Annotated in this window: 17 protein-coding genes; 6 read left to right on the top strand and 11 right to left on the bottom strand. The window is 67.8% G+C overall.

Translation table 11 applies throughout. The features are described 5' to 3' along the window. Positions 1–29: 29 nt before the first annotated feature. From ASD94_RS21055 to ASD94_RS21045, 3 genes are all read right to left on the bottom strand, one after another. Entirely contained in the window at positions 30–599 is a 570-nt protein-coding gene (locus ASD94_RS21055; RefSeq protein WP_008905298.1) for an OsmC family protein, read from the bottom strand. Positions 600–684: 85 nt separating this feature from the next. Beyond that, positions 685–1,596 carry a sulfurtransferase gene (locus ASD94_RS21050; protein WP_056647318.1) on the bottom strand — a complete coding sequence of 304 codons (912 nt, stop codon included), beginning with the start codon at positions 1,594–1,596 and terminating at the stop codon, positions 685–687. 234 nt (positions 1,597–1,830) lie between these two features. Next, positions 1,831–3,465, bottom strand: a complete 1,635-nt coding sequence (locus tag ASD94_RS21045; RefSeq protein ID WP_056647315.1) for a sigma-54-dependent Fis family transcriptional regulator — start codon at positions 3,463–3,465, stop codon at positions 1,831–1,833. 86 nt (positions 3,466–3,551) lie between these two features. On the opposite strand from ASD94_RS21045, the gene purT reads away from it, so the two are divergent. Next, the gene (gene purT / locus ASD94_RS21040; RefSeq protein ID WP_056647312.1) at positions 3,552–4,766 is read left to right on the top strand and encodes a formate-dependent phosphoribosylglycinamide formyltransferase; all 1,215 of its coding nucleotides are present in this window, start codon (positions 3,552–3,554) and stop codon (positions 4,764–4,766) included. A 111-nt stretch (positions 4,767–4,877) separates the two neighbouring features. Here purT and ASD94_RS21035 read toward each other — a convergent pair whose 3' ends face one another. The 4 genes from ASD94_RS21035 to ASD94_RS21020 all read right to left on the bottom strand — a co-directional run bounded on the left by ASD94_RS21035 (position 4,878) and on the right by ASD94_RS21020 (position 10,679). Continuing rightward, on the bottom strand, positions 4,878–5,813 hold the full coding sequence (locus ASD94_RS21035) for an ATP-binding cassette domain-containing protein (RefSeq protein ID WP_056647310.1): 936 nt from the start codon (positions 5,811–5,813) through the stop codon (positions 4,878–4,880). Positions 5,814–5,930: 117 nt separating this feature from the next. Beyond that, positions 5,931–7,067 carry a GGDEF domain-containing protein gene (locus ASD94_RS21030; RefSeq protein WP_056647307.1) on the bottom strand — a complete coding sequence of 379 codons (1,137 nt, stop codon included), beginning with the start codon at positions 7,065–7,067 and terminating at the stop codon, positions 5,931–5,933. 21 nt (positions 7,068–7,088) lie between these two features. Then, a complete protein-coding gene (locus ASD94_RS21025) occupies positions 7,089–8,570 on the bottom strand; it encodes an AMP nucleosidase (protein WP_056647302.1) in 1,482 nt (493 codons plus the stop codon). 45 nt (positions 8,571–8,615) lie between these two features. Continuing rightward, entirely contained in the window at positions 8,616–10,679 is a 2,064-nt protein-coding gene (locus ASD94_RS21020; RefSeq protein ID WP_056647300.1) for a bifunctional diguanylate cyclase/phosphodiesterase, read from the bottom strand. Between the two features lie 157 nt (positions 10,680–10,836). Here ASD94_RS21020 and ASD94_RS21015 point away from each other — a divergent pair, with 157 nt between their 5' ends. Together ASD94_RS21015 and dbpA are read left to right on the top strand one after the other, a co-directional pair. Next, positions 10,837–12,126 (top strand): DUF4010 domain-containing protein, encoded by a 1,290-nt coding sequence (locus ASD94_RS21015; RefSeq protein WP_056647296.1) that lies wholly within the window; start codon positions 10,837–10,839, stop codon positions 12,124–12,126. Between the two features lie 23 nt (positions 12,127–12,149). Further along, a complete protein-coding gene (dbpA, locus tag ASD94_RS21010; protein ID WP_056647293.1) occupies positions 12,150–13,568 on the top strand; it encodes an ATP-dependent RNA helicase DbpA in 1,419 nt (472 codons plus the stop codon). Positions 13,569–13,645: 77 nt separating this feature from the next. Here the strand turns inward: dbpA and ASD94_RS21005 are convergent, their stop codons facing one another. The 4 genes from ASD94_RS21005 to ASD94_RS20990 form a co-directional block, all read right to left on the bottom strand. Next, positions 13,646–14,338, bottom strand: a complete 693-nt coding sequence (locus ASD94_RS21005; RefSeq protein ID WP_056647290.1) for an ankyrin repeat domain-containing protein — start codon at positions 14,336–14,338, stop codon at positions 13,646–13,648. 43 nt (positions 14,339–14,381) lie between these two features. Further along, complete coding sequence (locus ASD94_RS21000) at positions 14,382–14,876, bottom strand: heme-binding protein (RefSeq protein ID WP_056647287.1); 495 nt, start codon at positions 14,874–14,876, stop codon at positions 14,382–14,384. A 138-nt stretch (positions 14,877–15,014) separates the two neighbouring features. Beyond that, positions 15,015–15,647 carry a response regulator transcription factor gene (locus ASD94_RS20995; RefSeq protein ID WP_056647284.1) on the bottom strand — a complete coding sequence of 211 codons (633 nt, stop codon included), beginning with the start codon at positions 15,645–15,647 and terminating at the stop codon, positions 15,015–15,017. After that, positions 15,637–17,181, bottom strand: coding sequence for a sensor histidine kinase (locus ASD94_RS20990; RefSeq protein ID WP_056647281.1), 1,545 nt, complete (start codon positions 17,179–17,181; stop codon positions 15,637–15,639). Before ASD94_RS20990 ends, ASD94_RS20995 begins: the two co-directional genes overlap by 11 nt. A gap of 109 nt (positions 17,182–17,290) precedes the next feature. On the opposite strand from ASD94_RS20990, the gene ASD94_RS20985 reads away from it, so the two are divergent. The 3 genes from ASD94_RS20985 to ASD94_RS20975 all read left to right on the top strand — a co-directional run bounded on the left by ASD94_RS20985 (position 17,291) and on the right by ASD94_RS20975 (position 19,216). After that, on the top strand, positions 17,291–18,241 hold the full coding sequence (locus ASD94_RS20985; protein WP_056647278.1) for a cation diffusion facilitator family transporter: 951 nt from the start codon (positions 17,291–17,293) through the stop codon (positions 18,239–18,241). Further along, positions 18,238–18,696, top strand: coding sequence for a D-aminoacyl-tRNA deacylase (gene dtd, locus ASD94_RS20980; protein WP_056647275.1), 459 nt, complete (start codon positions 18,238–18,240; stop codon positions 18,694–18,696). The genes ASD94_RS20985 and dtd overlap by 4 nt, the downstream gene beginning before the upstream one ends. Before the next feature lie 73 nt (positions 18,697–18,769). Continuing rightward, positions 18,770–19,216: a universal stress protein gene (locus tag ASD94_RS20975; protein ID WP_015015916.1), complete on the top strand. Its 447-nt coding sequence runs from the start codon at positions 18,770–18,772 to the stop codon at positions 19,214–19,216. The last annotated feature ends 107 nt before the right edge of the window (positions 19,217–19,323 follow it).

Below are 19,323 nucleotides of genomic sequence, written 5' to 3'. Positions count from 1 at the left end.
GCGCAGGGCGGGCTCGGTTGCGGGGGTATTTAGTCCGCGAGGCTGATCTCGAACGGAATGGGGTTGCGCATGCTGTTGGCCACGGGCGAGTAGAAATTGGCGTGCTGCACGATCTCGTCCAACACCTCGCGCGGTGCATCGCCCTCCACCAGCACCTTCACGCGGATGGCCTGGAAGCCCATCTCCGGCGGCGTCTTCTGCAATGCGCCACCCGCACCCCAGGCGGCGGGGTTGCCGATGTCGCCTTCCATGAACACCTCGATCTTGCTGAGCTTGACCTGCTTCCAGGTGGCCACGGCCGTGATGCCTACGGCCAGGCAGCCGCCCAGGCCTGACAGCACGATTTCGCCGGGCGCGGGTGCCGTGTCCTGGCCGAACAGGTGCAGGGGCTCGTCCACCACCACTGGTGCGTGGTTGCCCACATAACTCAGCGAGCGGTACTGCCCCTCCATCACCGTGTGGACCTTGTTGGTGCCCCGGCTGGCGGGGTTGTTGCGGCCTTTGTCGGCAAAGGCCATCAGGCCGTCGCGGTCGATGGGGCGCAGGTGCGTGTGCACGGTGGTGACGGGGGCAGAGGGTTCCAGCAGATCGGTGGACATGGTGTTCCTTGAAGAAAGAGACGGGAATGAAAAAAGAAGGACAGGGTTCGCAGCGGGCCACGCCCGCTGCAACAACGCACGGGGCTCAGGCCGCCAGCGCCAGCGCAGGCTTTTTGGGGAACTTGACCAGCGGCAGCCCGCTTTCGATCGGCAGCTTGTCGTCGCGCGACCATTCGTTCCACGAGCCGAAGTACATGCGCACATCGGCAAAGCCCGCCTGCTTGAGCGCGAGGAAGGTGTTGGACGCACGCGCGCCCTTGAAGCAATACAGGTACACCGTGTCTGCCGGGCTGATGCCGGCCGTGGCGCATTCGGCGCGCACTTCGTCTGGTGACTTGAAGACGGGGCCCTGGGGCGAGGGCTTCATGAAGCGGTACCACTCCAGCCACTTGGCGCCGGGCAGGCGGCCCTTGCGGGGCGCAAAGTCCTTGCCGTAGGGGCTGGAGCTGTCGCCAATCCATTCGTCCACATCGCGCACGTCCAGCAGCACGGTGTCGGTGCCCAGGGCCTCGATCACGTCTTCCTTGGTCAGCATCACGTCGGTGGTGGCCAGGTTGGTGGGGAAGATGGCCGGGGTGGGCACCACAGCCTCGGTGGAGACGGGCAGCTCTGCCGCCTTCCAGGCCGAGTAGCCGCCATTCAATACCTTGACCTTGGGGTAGCCCAGCCAGGTCAGCAGGTAGTAGCCCCGGCACGACTGGCCGTAGCCGCTGTTGAGTGCATCCTCGTAAAACACCGCCGTCTCCGCACCCGACAGGCCGATGGCGCCCAGGTGCGCGGCAAAGGTGTCTTTCAGCTCCTGCAAGCCCTGGGGCGTGGAGGTGGCGAGGTAGGTGAAGGTCTCGCGCAGGTTCACCGCGCCGGGGATGTGCCCCAGGGCATAGGTGTCGGCGTCGCGGGTGTCGATCAGCACCACAGGCTCTGCGGCTTGCAGGGCCTGCAGCTGGGTGGGCGAGATGAGGACGGCGTCGGAGGCGGTAGCGGTCACGGTGCTCATGGAAAACCTTTCGGTGCGGTGGTGGGCGGGATGCCTGCCCTCCTTATCGCAACAGGTGTGCCAGAGCGGTTGTGGATGAGAAGATTTGAATGGAAATGGCTGAATGCGCTAGTGGAATATGCGCTGACAGCTATTGATTTGATAGTGAATGGGGTGTTGCCACATGTCGCTGGTCGGGGTGGATCACACGGCCCTGGACACTGTGTTGACAAATTGTCGACACAGTGTCCGTCGTCACTTCAGACCCGCCTTGCGCAGCCGGTAGCTGAACTGCCGCAGCGTCAGCCCCAGGCTCTGCGCAGCGCGCGACTGGTTGCCGTGGTGCTCGGCCAGTGCTGCCTGCAGCACCAACACGCTGTGCGACTGGGCGGGTGCGTAGTCACGCACCAGCGGCGCCGGGGTGGCGGCCGGCTGTGCTGCTGCGCCGGTGGTGGCTGGGGGCGGCGGTGCAGGCGGCGGTGGCAAGGGCACGGACGCAGCCGGTAGAAACCGGTCCAGCTCCGCCCGCGTCACCAGCGTGTCATTGGTCAGCAGCACCAGCCGCTCGATCACATTGCCCAGCTCGCGGATGTTGCCGGGCCAGGGGTGTTCTTCCAGCCGCGTCAGCGCGTCGGGCGACAGGTTCACATTGCGCTGGTGCGCCTGGTTGGCGCGGCTCACAAAGTGCAGCGCCAGCGCGCGGATGTCCTCACGCCGCTCGGCCAGCGAGGGCAGGTGGATCGGAATCACGTGCAGGCGGTAGTACAGGTCTTGCCGAAAGCGGCCGGCCTCCACATCGGCCGCCAGGTCGCGGTGGGTGGCCGCCACCAGGCGCACGTTGACCTTGACCTCGCGCTGACCGCCCAGGCGCACCAGCGTACCCTCTTGCAGCGTGCGCAGCAGCTTGGACTGCAGGGCCAGCGGCAACTCGCCAATCTCGTCCAGAAAGATGGTGCCGCTGTCGGCCTGCTCGAACCAGCCCGCGCGGGCCGTGCTGGCGCCGGTGAACGCGCCTTTTTCATAGCCAAACAGTTCGGACTCGAACAGCGCGTCCGGAATGGCCGAGCAGTTGACCTTGATGAAGGGCCGGTCGCGTCGCCCGCTGGCCAGGTGCACGGCGCGTGCGAACAGCTCCTTGCCCGTGCCCGACTGGCCCAGCAGCAGCACGGTGGCCTGGGTTTGCGACACGCGTTCCAGCTCGCTCAAGGCCTGCAGCAGGGGCGGCGAGCTGCCAATGAGTCCGTAGCGCGCGCTTTTGGTGTTGAGCGCATTGGCCAGCACAGCGTTGCGCGCCTCCAGCTGCCGCGTCTGCTCGGCCACCAGGGCTTCGAGCTGCAGCAGCTGCCCCACCAGCGTGGCCAGCACGCGCAGCACCGCCAGGTCGTCGTTCAGGTGGCGTTGGCGGCTGCGGATGCGGTGGCAGGCCAGCACGCCGATGGGGGCGTTGTTGACCTCGATGGGCAGGGCGATGAAGGCCACCGTCTCGGGCGGCAGCTGGCTGCGCGCCACCGCGCGGGCCAGGAACAGCGGTTCGGCATCGATGTCCTGCACGATGGCAGGCTGCCCCGTGGCCAGCACCCGGCCCGTGATGCCCTCACCCCAGGCATAACGGCCCCGCGCCACCTCGGCCTGGGTGAGGCCGTAGGCATGTTGGATGGCGGCGGTGCGCGGCGCGCCGGCTGGGGCGGTGGGCGCTGCGTCCACCAGCACGATGCGACCCCGGTTCAGGCCCAGCAGCTCGCTCATCAGGTGCAGCATTTCGCGCAGCACCAGGCCGGGCGCCAGGCTGCGGCCGATGAGGCGCATCACCTCGCGCATCAGCAGCAGCTCCTGCGCGTGCCAGTCGGTGAGGGCGCCCTGGGAGGCGCGAGCAGAGGGCGTTGGGGGCATGGAGTCTGCATTGCAAGTTCTGCGCCCGGTTGCATTAAAGTTGCCCGCATTCCTTCCTTTAGACCTTTGCCGAAAGCAGCACCACCATGACCACCCTCGGAACCCCCCTGTCTCCCCACGCCACCAAAGTCATGCTGCTGGGCTCGGGCGAGCTGGGCAAGGAAGTGCTGATTGCGCTGCAGCGTCTCGGGGTCGAGACCATCGCCGTAGACCGCTACGACAACGCGCCCGGCCAGCAGGTGGCCCACCACGCGCGCACCATCACCATGAGCGACCCGGCCCAGCTCAAGGCGCTGATCGAAGCCGAGCGCCCGCATCTCGTCGTGCCTGAGATTGAAGCCATCGCCACCCCCATGCTCGAAGAGCTGGAAGCCGCCGGCACCGTGCGCGTGATCCCCACGGCCCGCGCCGCGCGCCTGACCATGGACCGCGAAGGCATCCGCGTGCTGGCTGCTGAGACGCTGGGCCTGCCCACCAGCCCTTACAAGTTCTGCAACTCGCTCGAAGAGCTGCAGGCCGCGATTGACGCCGGGAATGGGAACGGGGTGGGCTACCCCTGCATCGTCAAGCCCGTGATGAGCAGCTCCGGCAAGGGCCAGAGCAAGATCGACGGCCCGGCCGACGTGCAAAAAGCCTGGGACTACGCCATGGCCGGCGGCCGCGTGAGCCACGGCCGCGTGATCGTCGAGGGCTTCATCGATTTTGACTACGAAATCACGCAACTCACCGTGCGCTCGGTGGGCGCCGACGGCCAGATCGTTACCAGCTTTTGCGACCCCATCGGCCATGTGCAGGTGAGCGGCGACTATGTGGAAAGCTGGCAGCCCCACCCCATGCACCCGGCAGCGCTCGACAAGTCGCGCCAGATCGCCAAGGCCGTGACCGACAACCTGGGTGGCCAGGGCTTGTTTGGCGTAGAGCTGTTCGTGAAAGGCGAGAACGTGTGGTTCAGCGAAGTGAGCCCGCGCCCGCACGACACGGGCCTGGTCACGCTGTGCACCCAACACCAGAGCGAGTTCGAGCTGCACGCCCGGGCCATCCTCGGGCTGCCCGTGGACACCAGCCTGCGCAACCCCGGCGCCAGCGCCGTGATCTATGGCGGTATGGACGCCCAGGGCATCGTGTTCGACGGCGTAGACGAAGCCCTGCGCGTGCCTGACACCGACCTGCGCCTGTTCGGCAAGCCCGAGAGCTTTGCCAAGCGCCGCATGGGCGTGGCACTGGCGCGCGCGGCCGATGTGGACACGGCCCGCACCAACGCCAAGCTGGCCGCGAGCAAGGTCAAGCCACGCAAGGCGTAGTTGGGAAATTTGAGAGAAATTGGCTTCTGGTGCTTAATCCATAAGCGCTAGTAGCTATGTATTCAGGAGCATTGGCATGCCCGGCGTGCGGCGTTCTGTCCTTTCGCTTCATCACTCCCGGATCTGTCGCCCCGTGAGCTTGAGGAACAGGTCTTCCAGGTTCGCGGGCCGGTGCAGCGTGCGCAGGTGGCCGTGCTGGCCCAGCGCCTGCAGCAGCGGCTGCGCGTTCTGGGTGTAGAAAAACACGGTCTCGCCACTGACCTCCACGCGGGCGGCCAGGGTGCGCAGCGCGGCGTCTTCCGCCATCTGCACGGCACCCACGCCAAACACCTCCACCACGTCGGGCTCCAGGTGCTGGGCAATCAGTTCGCGCGGGCGGCCTTCGGCGATCTTGCGGCCGTGGTCCAGCACCAGCAGGCGCGAGCACAGGCGCTCGGCCTCGTCCATGAAGTGGGTGGTCAGCAGGATGGATTTGCCTTGCTGCAGCAGCAGTTGCAGCCGCTCCCACATCAGGTGGCGGGCTTGGGGGTCGAGGCCCGTGGTGGGCTCGTCGAGCAGCAGCAGGCGTGGGTTGTTGACGAGGGACCGGGCCAGCGACAGGCGCCGCTTCATGCCGCCGGACAGTTCGCCTGGCTTGGCATCGGCCTTGTGGGTGAGGGCGGCAAACTCCAGCAACTGGGGCACGCGCTCGTCCATCACCGCGCCTTTCAGGCCGAAGTAACGCCCAAACACGTGCAGGTTCTCGGCGCAGGTGAAGTCCGGGTCCAGCGTGTCGAACTGGGTGACCACGCCCAGCTGCGCCTTGATGGCCAACGCATCGCGGGGCATCAGCAGCGGGGCCGTGCCGGGCTGGGGGGTGAAGTGCACTTCGCCCCCGTCGGGCGACGCCAAGCCCAGGCACATGCGGATGGTGGTGGTCTTGCCCGCGCCGTTGGGGCCGATGACGCCCAGGCATTCACCGGGAGCAATGGCAAAAGACACGTCGTCCACCACCGTGGTCTCGCCATAACGCTTGCGCAGGTGCAGGGCTTCAAAAAGTGCGGTCATGGAGGGATTGTGTGCGACGAGTGCGCCGGTGGTGCTTGGGGGTGGCGGTTTTGCCAGAATCAGCCGCAGGCGCTAGTGGGTATTGCGCCTGCTGCTATCAAAACAGGACTCCTTGCCTCAGTCCGCAGCGACCAGCCGCCCCCGGCCCGCCGTCTTGGCTGAATACAGGGCGCCATCGGCACGGGCCATCAGCTCCGCCAAGCCGGCTTCGCCAGGTTGCAGCACGGCCATCCCGGCGCTGTAGTCCAGCGCAAAGCCCAGCTCGGCCACGCTGGCGGCATGCAGGCGCTTGCGCAGCCGCCGGTCCAGCGCCAGGCCGGCGGGCTCGCTGTTGTGCAGCAGCAGCACGCCAAACTCCTCACCTCCCAGGCGCCCGACCAGGTCGCCGCTGCGGCAGGTGCCGCCCAGCAGGCGGGCAAACAGCTGCAGGGCTCGGTCCCCCGCCTCGTGGCCGTGGGTGTCGTTGACCTGCTTGAAGTGGTCCAGGTCCAGCATCAGCGCTGTCATGGGCAGCTGGTGGCGCGCGGCGTGTGCCAGCAGGCTGCTGCCTTGGGTGGTGAAGCCGCGCCGGTTGAGCACGCCGGTCAGGCCGTCCGTCATCGCCAGCGTGCGCAGCTTGTGTTCGGCCTCCGACCGCCAGGCCACCAGCACGGCCACCGTGCCGAGCACCAGGCTCACGTTGGTGGCAACGGCCGCTGCCAGGTTGACAGGGTGGGGGGTGCGAAAGCTGGAGTACTGGTCGGTGAAGGCGCCCAGCATGCCCCGCGCCAGCGTGAACGCGGCCGACGTCAGCAGGCAGCCCAGCAGCAGGCTGCGCCAGCGCAGGTTGGCCTCGACCACGGGCGCCAGGGTGGCGCGCGCAACGATGCACAGAATGGTGGCCATCAAGAAGTTGGCCCAGCCCACGCGCCAGGCGTAGTGACCAAAGCCCAGCGTGTAGCCCAGCGGGGCGGCAATCACCAGCAGCAGCAGCAGGCGGCGCAAGGGGCGGGGGCCCAGCCATTCCTCCAGCGCCCGGTACAGCATCCACTGCGCGGCGGCGTTGCAGGCAATCGACAGGGTGGAGAGGGCTTGGTCCCACAGGGTGGATGAGGCAATGATGGCTGCCCAGGCCACCGCCTGCAGCAGCATGCTGGCCTGCACATGGCGGGCCGCACGGCTCACGTCCCGGCCCATGATCAGCGGCAGCGCGGCCGAGATCATGAACAGGTTGGCCGCCATGACCGTCATCAGGGTGAGGAAATCCAGTGGCATACGCGGCGGCCCCGGGGCGGTTTACTGAAACGCGACCTCGGCAAAGCTGCGCAGCTTGCGGCTGTGCAGGCGGTCCACGCCGCCGTTGCGCAGGATCTCGATGGCGCGCATGCCGATGCGCAGGTGCTGGTCCACCCGTTCGCGGTAGAAGTGGTTGGCCATGCCGGGCAGCTTGATCTCGCCGTGCAGGGGCTTGTCGCTCACGCACAGCAGGGTGCCGTAGGGCACGCGAAAGCGAAAGCCGTTGGCGGCGATGGTGGCGCTTTCCATGTCCAGCGCCACGGCGCGGCTCTGGCTGAAGCGGCGTTGCGGCGTGTTGTCGGGCAGCAGCTCCCAGTTGCGGTTGTCGGTGCTGGCCACGGTGCCGGTGCGCATCACGCGCTTCAGGTCCGCGCCGCTGATCTGCGTGACATCGGCCACGGCCTGCTGCAGCGCGAGCTGAATCTCGGCCAGCGCCGGGATGGGCACCCACAGCGGCAGGTCTTCGTCGAGCACATGGTCCTCGCGCACATAGGCGTGGGCCAGCACGTAGTCGCCCAGCTGCTGGCTGTTGCGCAGGCCCGCGCAGTGGCCCAGCATCATCCAGGCATGGGGGCGCAGCACGGCAATGTGGTCGGTGATGGTTTTTGCGTTGGCGGGGCCCACGCCGATGTTGACCATGGTGATGCCGCTCGCGTCCTTGCGCACCAGGTGGTAGGCGGGCATCTGCGGCAGGCGGGGCGGGGCGGCGCCCAGGTCGTCGCCGGCCTCGGCGCTCAGGCCCACGCGGCGCGTTACCACGTTGCCGGGCTCGATGAAAGCGATGTATTCGCTGTCGGGCTTGGCCATCTCTGCGTGGCCCAGGCGCACGAATTCGTCGATGTAGAACTGGTAGTTGGTGAACAGCACGAAGTTCTGGAACCACTCGGGCGCCGTGCCGGTGTAGTGGCGCAGGCGGTGCAGCGAGTAGTCCACGCGCGGCGCGGTGAACAGCGACAGGGGCTGCGCCTCGCCGGGTGCAGCCTGCCAGGTGCCGTTGGCAATGCCGTCGTCCATGGCGGCCAGGTCGGGCAGGTCGAACACGTCGCGCATCAGCATGCGGCGGGCCTGAGTCAGCGTGCCTTCGATGTGGTCGTGCTCGGCAAACGAGAAGTGGATGGGGATCGGGTGGGTGCTGGTGCCCACTTCCAGTTCCACGTTGTGGGCCGCGCGCAGCAGGCGGAACTGCTCGGCGTAGTAGTTGGCAAACAGGTCGGGCCGGGTCAGCGTCGTTTCATAGCGCCCGGGGCCTTCCACAAAGCCATAGGCTAGCTTGGTGTCTGCCCGCGCCACGGTGGTGGTGTGCACCCGCACAAACGGGTAGAACGCGCGCACCGGGCCCTCGGGCGTCTCGCCCGCCACAAAACGCTGCATGGCGTCGCGCAGGTGGCCGATTTGCTGCTGGTAGATGCGCTGCACCTGGGCCAGCGCATCGGCCGGGTCGGTGTGGCGGGTGGGGGCGATGAAGTCGGGGATGAGGGGCATACCCCTATTGTCCACAAGCCGAAGGCCCCGGTAGGAAACCAGCGGCTATTGCTTCAGCCAGTGACCGGCGGCCTCGGCATCCATGGGCATTGCCACCACAAACCCCTGCATCAGGTCACAGCCCAACCCCGCCAGCAAGCCGATTTGCGCCTGCGTCTCCACCCCCTCTGCCACGGTCTTGAGTTGCAGGCTGCGGGCCATCTGGATGATGGCGGTGACGATGGCGACATCGTCGGCGTTGCCTGGGGTGTCGGCGACAAACGATCGGTCGATCTTGAGCTTGTCGATGGGGTAGCGTTTCAGGTAGGCCAGGGACGAGTACCCGGTGCCGAAGTCGTCGATGGAGATGCCGACGCCCAACGCCTTGACGGCGTGCAGGGTGTTCAGGGTCTGGCCCGTGTGGTGCATCAGCACGGACTCGGTGAGCTCGATCTCCAGGTACTGCGCGGCGAGCCCGGTTTCCTGCAGGACCGTTGCAATGTCGGCGGCCACGTCGCGCTGGCGGAATTCGAGGGCCGATAGGTTGACGGCCACGGGCACCATGGCGAGGCCCTGGTCCTGCCACGCCTTGAGCTGGCGGCAGGCCTCACGCATCACCCAGCGGCCAATGGGTGCAATGAGGCCGCGAGACTCCGAGAATGTGATGAACTCGTCCGGCCCGACCAGCCCGCGCTCGGGGTGGCGCCAGCGCACCAGCGCTTCCAGGCCCTGCAGCGTGCCATCGGCCAGGCAAATTTGTGGTTGGTAGTGCAGCACGAAGGCGTTGCGGGCGATGGCGTCGCGCAGCAGCCGCTCCTGATGCAGTACGTCGAGGGCGCCCGCTTCCATGCTGGAGGTGTAGAACTGGCGGTTGCCGCGCCCGCTGTCCTTGGCGTGTTGCATGGCTGCGTCGGCGCAGCGCAGCAACACGTCGGCGCTGTCCCCATGGTCTGGATACAGGCTGATGCCGATGGATGGGGAGATGGTGAGCGGCAACTGATCGACCGTGAACACACCATGCATCGAGTCCAGCAGCTTGTCGGCCACCATGGCGGCGTCGTCGGCTGTCTGCACGTCGGTCAGGACCACCACGAACTCATCCCCGCCGATCCGCGCGACCACATCGGCGTCCCGCACGCCGTGGCGCAGGCGCTCGGCCACGTTGCACAGCAGCTGGTCGCCCGCGTGGTGACCGAGCGAGTCGTTCACGGTCTTGAAATGGTCCAGGTTCATGAACAGCACTGCCACCCGGCCATGGCGCCTGCGTGCCAGCGACAGCACCTGCGACAGCTGCTCGATCAGGAAGTGGCGGTTGGGCAACTGCGTGAGGGGGTCGTGCAGCGCAATGAAGGCCTCGCGCTCCTGGGCCTGCTTGCGTGCCGTGATGTCCCGCACCACCACGATGCGGTAGTCCGCGTGGTGCAGTGGCATGGTCTTGCCCACGACCTCCACGGGGATCGCATGGCCGTCCTTGTGGCGGATGGTGACTTCGTAGGGGTCCTCCCGCCCGCTGCGGGTGTATTCCAGCGCAGTGGCGCGCCATTCGGGGCTGATGAAATTGAAGATCGACAGGCCCAGCACCTCGTGCAGCGCAAAACCCGTGAGCCGGTGCAGCGCCTCATTGCCATCGGTGATGATGCCGTCGCGGTGGAACACGATGGCCTCGTCCGTGGCCTCGGTGAACTTGCGCATGCGCTCTTCACTCTGGCGCACGGTGCGCTCGGCGCGCCAACGCTCGGTGATGTCGGTGATCAGCACAAACGAGCCCAGCTGCTGTCCCGTGTCGCCAAAATGCGGGATCAGGTTGACCTCGATCATGCGCGCTTCGCCATTGGGCAGGGTCTGTTCGCGCGTGTACTTCACGTGCTCGCCCTGCACGCACCGTTCCACATGCGGCTGGATCACTTGCCACGCCTTGGCGCCGATGGCCTGCTCTACCGTGAGGCCCAGAATGGATTCGGTGCTGTGGCCGTTGTAGGCCGCGTAGCCCTGGTTGGCAAACCGGCACAGCAGGCCGGGCAGGTCGTAGTAAGCCATCATGGCCGGGACCGAATCGGCAATCAGCCGCAGCAATGCGTCGCTGGAGCCACTGGGGCCAGGGGTGGAAGCTGCGTTGTGGGGGTCTTGCATGGGCAGGCTCCGATGGGTTTCGTTATAGCCGATCCACCTGACATTCAGGCTAGGGGCAACTCCGCATGGCCGCCGTGCGCGGGGCGCGATGGCGGCCCTTTCTGTCACCATGGGGTGTGGTCAGAGAAACGAGAAGTCAGAAAGGGGCGGGAGTTCCATGCAGGAGTTCGGAGGTTTTTCGACAGCGCTGGCGGTGCTGGCGAGCGCGACGGGCTGCGGTTTGCTGATGGGCATCGAGCGGGAGCGCCGCAAGGGCGCGGGGCCCGACCGGGCACCAGCCGGCGTGCGGTCGTTCACCCTGGCCTCCCTGGGGGGGGCCGCTGCTGCGCTGACGGCCATGCCCGCGCTGGTGGCGGTGGGGGCCGCGCTGGTGGCGGCGCTGACCGTGGTGGCCTATGCGCGGGACCGCTCCAGCGACCCGGGCGTGACCACCGAGATTGCCCTGTTGCTGGCCTATGTGATCGGGGTGATTTGCGCACGCGACCAGTTGCTCGCTGCCGCCCTGGCGGTGCTGGTGACGGGGCTGCTGGCGCTGCGGGGCGCGCTGCACCAGTTCTCCAACCAGTGGTTGCAGCCCGGCGAGGTGCGCAGCGGGCTCATTCTGGCTGCGCTGGCCTTGCTGGTGTACCCGCTCGCCCCCAACACCCCCCTGTGGCAAGGGGTGCTGAACCCGCAGGTGGTGGTGCGCCTGGTCATCGTGCTGCTGGTGATCCAGTCGCTGGCGCACCTGGCCAAGCGGCTGATGCAGGCGCGCCATGCGGTGGCGCTGTCGGCGCTGGCGTCGGGCTTTGTGTCGAGCACCGCCACCATCGGCAGCCTGGGCATGGAGGTGCGTGCGGGCCGGGCCCCAGCACGCGCCAACGCCGGGGCTGCGGTGCTCTCATGTGTGGCCACCATGGTGCAGATCGTGGTGGTGGCTGCTACCGTGCAGCCCCAGTGGCTGGCGTGGCTGTGGCTGCCTGCGCTGGCGGGTGGATGCGTGGCGGCGGCCGTGGGCTGGTGGGGCGGGCGGGGAGCGGCTCGCCGGTCCGCCAAGGCTGCAGATGCCGGGGTGGACGGGGCTGTTGCCGTCCCCCCTGATACCCCCATGTTCAAGTTGCGCGACGCCTTGCTGATTGCAGCCTTGCTCACGGGCATTCAGGTGGCGGTGCAGGGGCTCACCGTCTGGCAAGGCGATGCGGGCATGCTTGTGGGCGCGTTGCTGGCGGCTCTGGCCGACGTGCATGCGGCCACCGCAGCCGTGCTGGTGCGCGGTGGCCCGGACAGCGCGTTCGCACCCGCCATCGTGCAGGCGTTGATGGCCGCGCTGCTGGTGCATGCGGGCAGCAAATGCGTGGTGGCCCTGGCCAGTGGTGGCTGGCGCTACGCTGTGGCCGTGGCACCGGGCGTGCTGGCGCACACCCTGGCCTTTGTGGGGGTGCTGGCCTGCAGGCATAGCGGCCTGTGAGGGCCGGGCCGGATAATCGGCCCATGACCTCCAAAGAAAACCAAGCCCGCACTGATTTCAGTGCGCTGGCCCTCAGCCCCGCCATGCTGGCCAACCTGCAGCAGCTGGGCTACACCACGATGACCCCGATCCAGGCGGCCAGCCTGCCGCCCGCCCTGCTGGGCAAGGACCTGATCGCCCAGGCCAGCACCGGCAGCGGCAAGACGGCCGCGTTTGCCCTGGCCCTGCTGGCCAACCTCAACCCCCGCCGTTTTGCCGTGCAGGCCCTGGTGCTGTGCCCCACGCGCGAGCTGGCCGATCAGGTGGCCACCGAGATCCGCCGCCTGGCGCGCGCCGAAGAAAACATCAAGGTTGTGACCCTGTGCGGCGGCGTGCCGCTGCGCGGCCAGATGCTGAGCCTGGAGCATGGCGCCCACATCGTGGTGGGCACGCCCGGCCGGGTGATGGACCACCTGGAGCGCCAGCACCTGACGCTCGAAGCGCTCAACACACTGGTGCTGGACGAAGCCGACCGCATGCTGGACATGGGCTTCTTTGACGACATCGCCACCGTGGCGCGCCAGTGCCCCAAAGAGCGCCAGACCCTGCTGTTCTCAGCCACCTACCCCGAAGGCATTGCCAAGCTCAGCGCCCAGTTCATGAAGTCGCCCGAGCAGATCACGGTGCAGGCGCAGCATGCCGAGGGCAAGATCGAGCAGCGCTGGTACGAGGTGAAGAACAGCGAACGCCTGCATGCGGTGTCGCAGTTGCTCAATCACTTTCGGCCCGACTCGTCCATCGCGTTCTGCAACACCAAGCAGCAGTGCCGTGACCTCGTGGGCGTGCTGCAGGCGCAGGGCTTCAGCGCGCTGGCGCTGTTTGGCGAGCTGGAGCAGCGCGAGCGCGACCAGGTGCTGGTGCAGTTTGCCAACAAGAGCTGCTCGGTGCTGGTGGCCACCGACGTGGCCGCGCGGGGCCTCGATATTGCCAACCTGGCCGCCGTCATCAACGTGGACGTGACGCCCGACCCCGAGGTGCATATACACCGCATCGGCCGCACCGGTCGGGGCGACGCCGAAGGCCTGGCGCTGAACCTGGCCAGCCTGGACGAGATGGGCAGCGTGGGCAAGATCGAGCAACTGCAGGGCCGCGAATCGCGCTGGTTCCCGCTGGCGGACCTCACGCCCACGGGCAGTGGCCCGTTGGTGCCGCCCATGGCCACGATCCAGATCATCGGCGGCCGCAAGGAGAAGATCCGCGCGGGCGACGTGCTGGGCGCGCTGACCGGCGACATGGGCTACACGCGCGAGCAGATCGGCAAGATCAATGTGAACGACTTTTCCACCTACGTGGCGGTGGACCGTGCCATCGGCGCGCAGGCTGTGCAGCGGCTGAACCAGGGCCGGGTAAAGGGCAAGACGGTGAAGGCGCGCTTGGTGACAGGAACCCAGGAATTTGAATAAAAAGCGCTGGATGCGCTAGTGAATAAAGCGCCAATAGCTATTGAATTAATAGCGTTTTGTATCCATCCTCCACCGCCTCAACGCCGGGCGGCGGCTGCCTCCAGCATCTGCACCATCTCGCCATAGCCGCGCTGGCGCGCCAGCTGCAGGGGCGTGTTGCCCTGCCGGTCGGTCAGGGACTGGCTGGCACCGGCCTGTAGCAACGCCTGCAGCGTGGCCTGGTGGCGCGGGCCCCCGTTGCCCAGCACGATGGATTCGATGAGCGCCGTCCAGTGCAGGTTGTTCACATGGTCCAGTGGCGCCCCGGCTGCGATCAGCTGGCGCACCACGCCGTCATGCCCCAGGTGGGCGGCGGCGATCAGGGCCGTGCCGTCGTAGCGGCTGGTCACCTGTTTGGCACTGGCGCCGAGTTGCAGCAGCAGGCGCAGCGTGGCCTCGTCGTCGGCCACGGCAGCGATGGTCACGGCGTCGTAGCGGTCGTTCTCCAGCACGTTCAGGTCGGCACCGGCCTTGGCGAGGGCGCGGATGGCGTCGGCCTGCCGCGCATAGGTGGCCACATGCAGCGGCGTACGGCCATACGGGTCGCGGGCATTCACATCGGCGCGTGCCGTCACCAGTCTGGACAGCGCGGGCACATCGCCGCGCGCGGCGGCGGCGTGCAGGCCCTGGTAGGCCGCGGTTTCGGTGGCCGTGGGAGGCACCTGGGCGTTGGCGGGCAGCGCGCTGGCCAGCGCTGTGGCCAGGGCGAATGCAAGGGGCCAGTGCTTCATGGGTGCCTCCGGTGAATGCTGCGTTGCCTGTGGATGGGCTGGCTTACTTCAGCAGATCCTGCACCTTGGCGATGCCCGCCACGGCGCACTGTTCGTCCAGGTGGCCGCCGGGCGCACCGCCCACGCCCACGGCGCCGATGACTTCGTTGCCCACCTTCACAGGTACGCCACCGCCCAGCAGCAGATAGCCGGGGATGTTCACCAGGTTGGCAGCTGCGGGGTTCTTTTGCGCGCCTTCCATCATGGCCAGCGTGGTGTTCTTGGCCGATGCCGAGGTGTAGGCCTTGAGGCGGCTGGCTTCCAGCGTGTGGGGGCCAGCGTTGTCGGCACGGTGCACGGCGCGCACGGTGCCGGCGCGGTCCACCACGGTGGCGGTCACGGCGTAGCCGTTGGCCGTGCAGGTGGCCACGGTTTGTGCGGCGATCTGCGTGGCCAGGTCCAGCGACATGTTCTTTTCGGTACGCACGCCTTCGGCGCTGGCTGCGGTGGCGATCAGGGACAGGGTCAGGGCGGCGACTTTGGCGAGGGTGCTCTGCATGGTGTTCTCCGGTGTTGTGGGGGCGGTGCCACCCTTTGTGGCGCCGTGGGAGAACTGTAGAAACTGCCGCTGTTTTCAGCCATTCGGGTGGTTACGCGCGCGCCTCCGTAGAACTACGGAGAGCCCTTTCAGACAAGGTCAGGATGCCGCGTCCACCAGTGCCGCGTACCGCCTGATCAACTGCGCAAGCGACTCGGCCCCCAGCTTGGCAAACAGGTTGGCGCGGTGGGTTTCGACGGTGCGGGGCGAGAGTTCGAGCGCCCGGCCGATTTCCTTGTTGGTCAGGCCTTCGACGATCAGGCCCAGTACCTCGCGCTCGCGGGCAGACAGTTGAACAAAGCGTTCACGCGCCTGCTGGTCGGCCTGGTGCCGCTCGCGCGAGCGCACATGCTGGCGCACGGCGTTCTGCAGGGCCTCGATCAGCACCTCGTCATCCACCGGCTTTTCGAGAAACTCTGCCGCCCCGGCTTTGAAGGCGCGGCGGCACATCTCCACCGTGCCGTGGCCGGTGAGCAGGATCATGGGCTGGTCCACGCCTTGTGCCAGCAGTTGCTCCAGTACCGTGAGTCCGCTGATGCCGGGCATGCGCACGTCGAGCACGATGGCGCCGATGCTGGCGCGGTCAAACCCCGCCATGAACGACTGCGGGTCGGCCCAGGTCTGCACACGCAGGCCCACGGTACTGATGAGCAGGCCCAGGCTGTCACGCACGGCGGCGTCGTCGTCCACCAGGTGGATCAGGGGCGAGAGGGAGCGGGCGTTATCGGTCATGGGCGGGCGGCGCTGCACACAGGGTCAGCACAAACTCGGCCCCCCGGTGAGTGGCGGAGGGGGGCGTGGCTTCGGGCGCCAGGGTCAGTTGTGCACCCATGGCCTGCGCCAGGCTCTCGCACAGCGTGAGGCCCAGGCCCAGTCCGCCGGTGCGGGTGGTGTAGAAAGGCTCGAACAGGTGCTGGCGTGCCTCGGGCGGTATGCCCAGCCCATGGTCGCGCACCGAGAGGGCCACGCGCCCGGCGTCCACGCGCACCATGGCCAGGTGCAATTGGCGTTCTGCCAGTGGCACCTGCTCCAGCGCCTGCAGGGCGTTCATCAGCAGGTTGTGGATGATCTGTTGCAACGCCACGGGTTCGGCCAGTACGTTGGGCAGATCCGGTTCGGCAGCCACCTCGGGCACCACGCCGCGCTGCGCCAGCTCGGGCTCCAGCAGGTGCAGCACGTCTTGCACGGCGGTGGGCAGTGCCAGGGGCTGGGCCTGGCCTGCCAGGTCGGGCCGCTCCACCAGACGGCGCAGGCGGCCCACCACGGTGGATGCGCGGCGCGCCTGCTCCACCGCGCGGGCCATGGCGGTCTGCGCGGTGGCCAGTTCGGGCGGGTCGTCGGCCAGCAGGCGCTGGGCGGCCTGCGTGCTGGAGAGCAGCGCCGTGAGCGGCTGGTTCAGCTCGTGCGCCATGCCCGCGGCCAGTTCGCCCAGCGTGTTCAGCCGCGCCACCTGGCCCAGGCGCAGCAGCTCTTCGGCCCGCTGGCGGGCCACGCGCTGGCGCCACAGGGCGCGGCCTGCGGCCCACAGCGCGGCCGTCAGCAGGCACCAGCCCAGCATGCGCCACCAGGGCAGTTCGTGCAGACCCACGCTGCGGCGGGCCACCACGTCCAGCGGCTGGCTGGGGGCGGCCAGCAGTTTGTGAAAGTCGTAGGTGCGGATGCCGCTGCCCCGGTCGACCTGGCCGGGCTGCACCACAAAGGCCGTGCCGCCGTGCTCCAGCGTCACGCGCACCGGGCTGGTGGCCAGGTCCATGGGCCACTCGTCGGTGGGGATGGTGGTGCGCAGGTCGATGTGCAGCGCGTAGCTGGCGGGCGTGCCTGCCAGCACCAGGTAGTAACGGCCTGCGGGCAGGTTCAGCCCCGCCATGGCTGCGTGGCCCGTGCGCCGTGAGGTGGCCTCGGCCGCTGCCAGCTCGGCCTGCAGTGCGGGCGGCCAGTCGCTGTGGGCCGAGCGCTGCAGCACGTCCAGGATTTGCGGGTACACCGACGGGAGGCGGGGCAGGGGCGAGGCCGCGTTGTGCGGGCCATCCGCCGCAGTGGCGGGCTGCAGCAGCGCCAGCGTGGCCATGATGGCGTCGTGCTGCACCACGCGCTGGCTCAGCAGCCGGTGCACGATGCGTGCGTCGGTCTCAAATGCCGCGTGGAGTTGCTGCAGGCGGTCCATCACCAGCCAGCCGCAACCGATGCAGGCCACCACCACCCACAGCAGCAGGCTGGGCAGGTGCAGGGCGTGTCGGGGCAGAAGGCGGCGCCAGGCGGGGGGCATGCGCGGATTCTGGCATGGGGGCTGCGCCGGGGTCTTCCGTTAAACCGCGCTTAAGGTGGCTCTGGTGTAATTTCCGACTCGCCCGTTTCCGCTTCTTCTCCTACCCACCATGTCCGCTGCTTCGCCCGCACCTCACCCCTGGCTTTCACCCCGCAACCTTTTGTGGGCGTCGATTGCGGTGGCGGCGGTCACCATCGCGCTCAAGACGCTGGCCTGGGTAGTCACGGGCTCGGTAGGTCTGTTGTCGGATGCGATGGAGTCCTTCGTGAACCTGGCCAGCGCCATGTTTGCGCTGGCCATGGTGACGGTGGCCCAGCGCCCGGCCGATGACGACCACCCCTACGGCCACCACAAGGCCGAATACTTTTCGTCGGGGTTCGAGGGCATCCTCATCATGGGCGTGTCGGCAGGCATCCTGTGGGCGGCGGGGCACCGCTTGTTCGACCCGCAGCCCATCGAGCAGGTGGGCTGGGGCCTGGGCCTGTCGGTGCTCAGCTCGGCCCTGAACGGGCTGCTGGCCTGGGTGATGTTCCGCTCGGCGCGCGAGCACCGCTCCATCGCGCTGGAGGCCGATGCCCGCCACCTGGTCACCGATGTGTGGACCTCGGCCGGTGTGCTGGTGGGCATTGCGGGCGCAGCCTTGACTGGCTGGCTGTGGCTGGACGCGGTGGCGGCGATTGCCGTGGCGCTGAACATTCTGAAAGAGGGCGTGGAGCTGGTGTGGCGCTCGTCCCAGGGCCTCATGGATTCAGCGGTGGAGCCCGAGGTGCAGTCCACCATCGACGCCACGCTGCAGCAGTTTGTGGCGGCCCAGGCGCCGGGCGCTGTGCGCTTCGACCATGTCTCCACCCGCCGCGCAGGCCAGCGCCAATTTGTGGACATGCACCTGCACATGCCCGCCGACTGGACCCTGCGCCACGCCGCCGAGCTGCGCGGCCAAGTCGAGCGCGCGCTGATGACGGCCGTGCCCGGCCTGCGTGCCACCATCGAACTGCTGCCCACCGATGTGGAGGCGCATTTCGACGACCCCCGTGACGATGTGAAGGATGCCGTGAAGTGATCAGCGTATTGCAACGTGTGCGCGAAGCGCGAGTGGATGTCGATGGGCAGACCGTGGGCGCCATTGGCGCGGGCCTGCTGGTGCTGGTGTGCGCCGAGCGCGGCGACACCGAGACCGAGGCCGACAAGCTGATGGCCAAGATCCTCAAGCTGCGGATTTTTTCGGACGCGGCGGGCAAGATGAACCAGAGCGTGCAGGATATTGGTGGCGGCCTGCTGCTGGTCAGCCAGTTCACGCTGGCAGCCGACACCACCGGCGGCAACCGCCCGAGCTTTACCCAGGCGGCGGCGCCGGACGACGGGCGGCGGCTGTTTGACTACCTGGTGGCCCAGGCGCGCAAAGTCCACCCCGTGGTCGCCACCGGCCAGTTTGCGGCCGACATGCAGGTGCACCTGGTCAATGACGGGCCGGTGACGATCCCGCTGCGGATGCCGCCCGCCGTGGTGGCCGCTTGAGTGCTGCACAGAGCCGCCTGGGGTGTGCCTGCGCACGGTGAGGCGCTACGATGGGTTTTTAAGGGGAACTCTCATGTACGAAAAGATCCTGGTGCCTGTGGACGGCAGCCCCACTTCGCTCGCGGGCCTGAATGAGGCCATTGCCCTGGCGCGTGTGATGGGCTCCACCATCAAGCTGCTGCATGTGGTGGATGAAATTTCGCTGATGACGAGCTTTGAGGCCGCCATGGCGTTGCCGCCCAACGTGTTCGATCTCTTGAAGGAAGCGGGTCAGCAGGTGCTGTCGGATGCCGAGGCGCGGACGAAGGCCGCTGGCATTGCGGTGGAGGCCGAACTGTTCGAGAGTTATTCCGGGCGGGTCAGTGATCTGATCCTCACCAAAGCCAAGGAATGGGGCGCCCAGATCATCGTTCTGGGCACCCATGGCCGACGGGGTGTGGGGCGCATGCTGCTGGGCAGCGACGCCGAGCAGGTGTTGCGCCAGTCACCCGTGCCCGTGTTGCTGGTGCGCGGCGGCTGACCGCCATGTGGGCGGCGGTCCTGACCACGGGGTAGGTCAGCCCGTCACTGCCGCCAGAAGAGCACCGTCGGCATCACCGTCCCGGTGGCCATGATGGCCCAGCGCAG

The organism is Acidovorax sp. Root70, from assembly GCF_001428225.1.
Lineage (GTDB): Bacteria > Pseudomonadota > Gammaproteobacteria > Burkholderiales > Burkholderiaceae_C > Acidovorax.
This window is presented reverse-complemented; position numbering and strand designations above follow the sequence as displayed.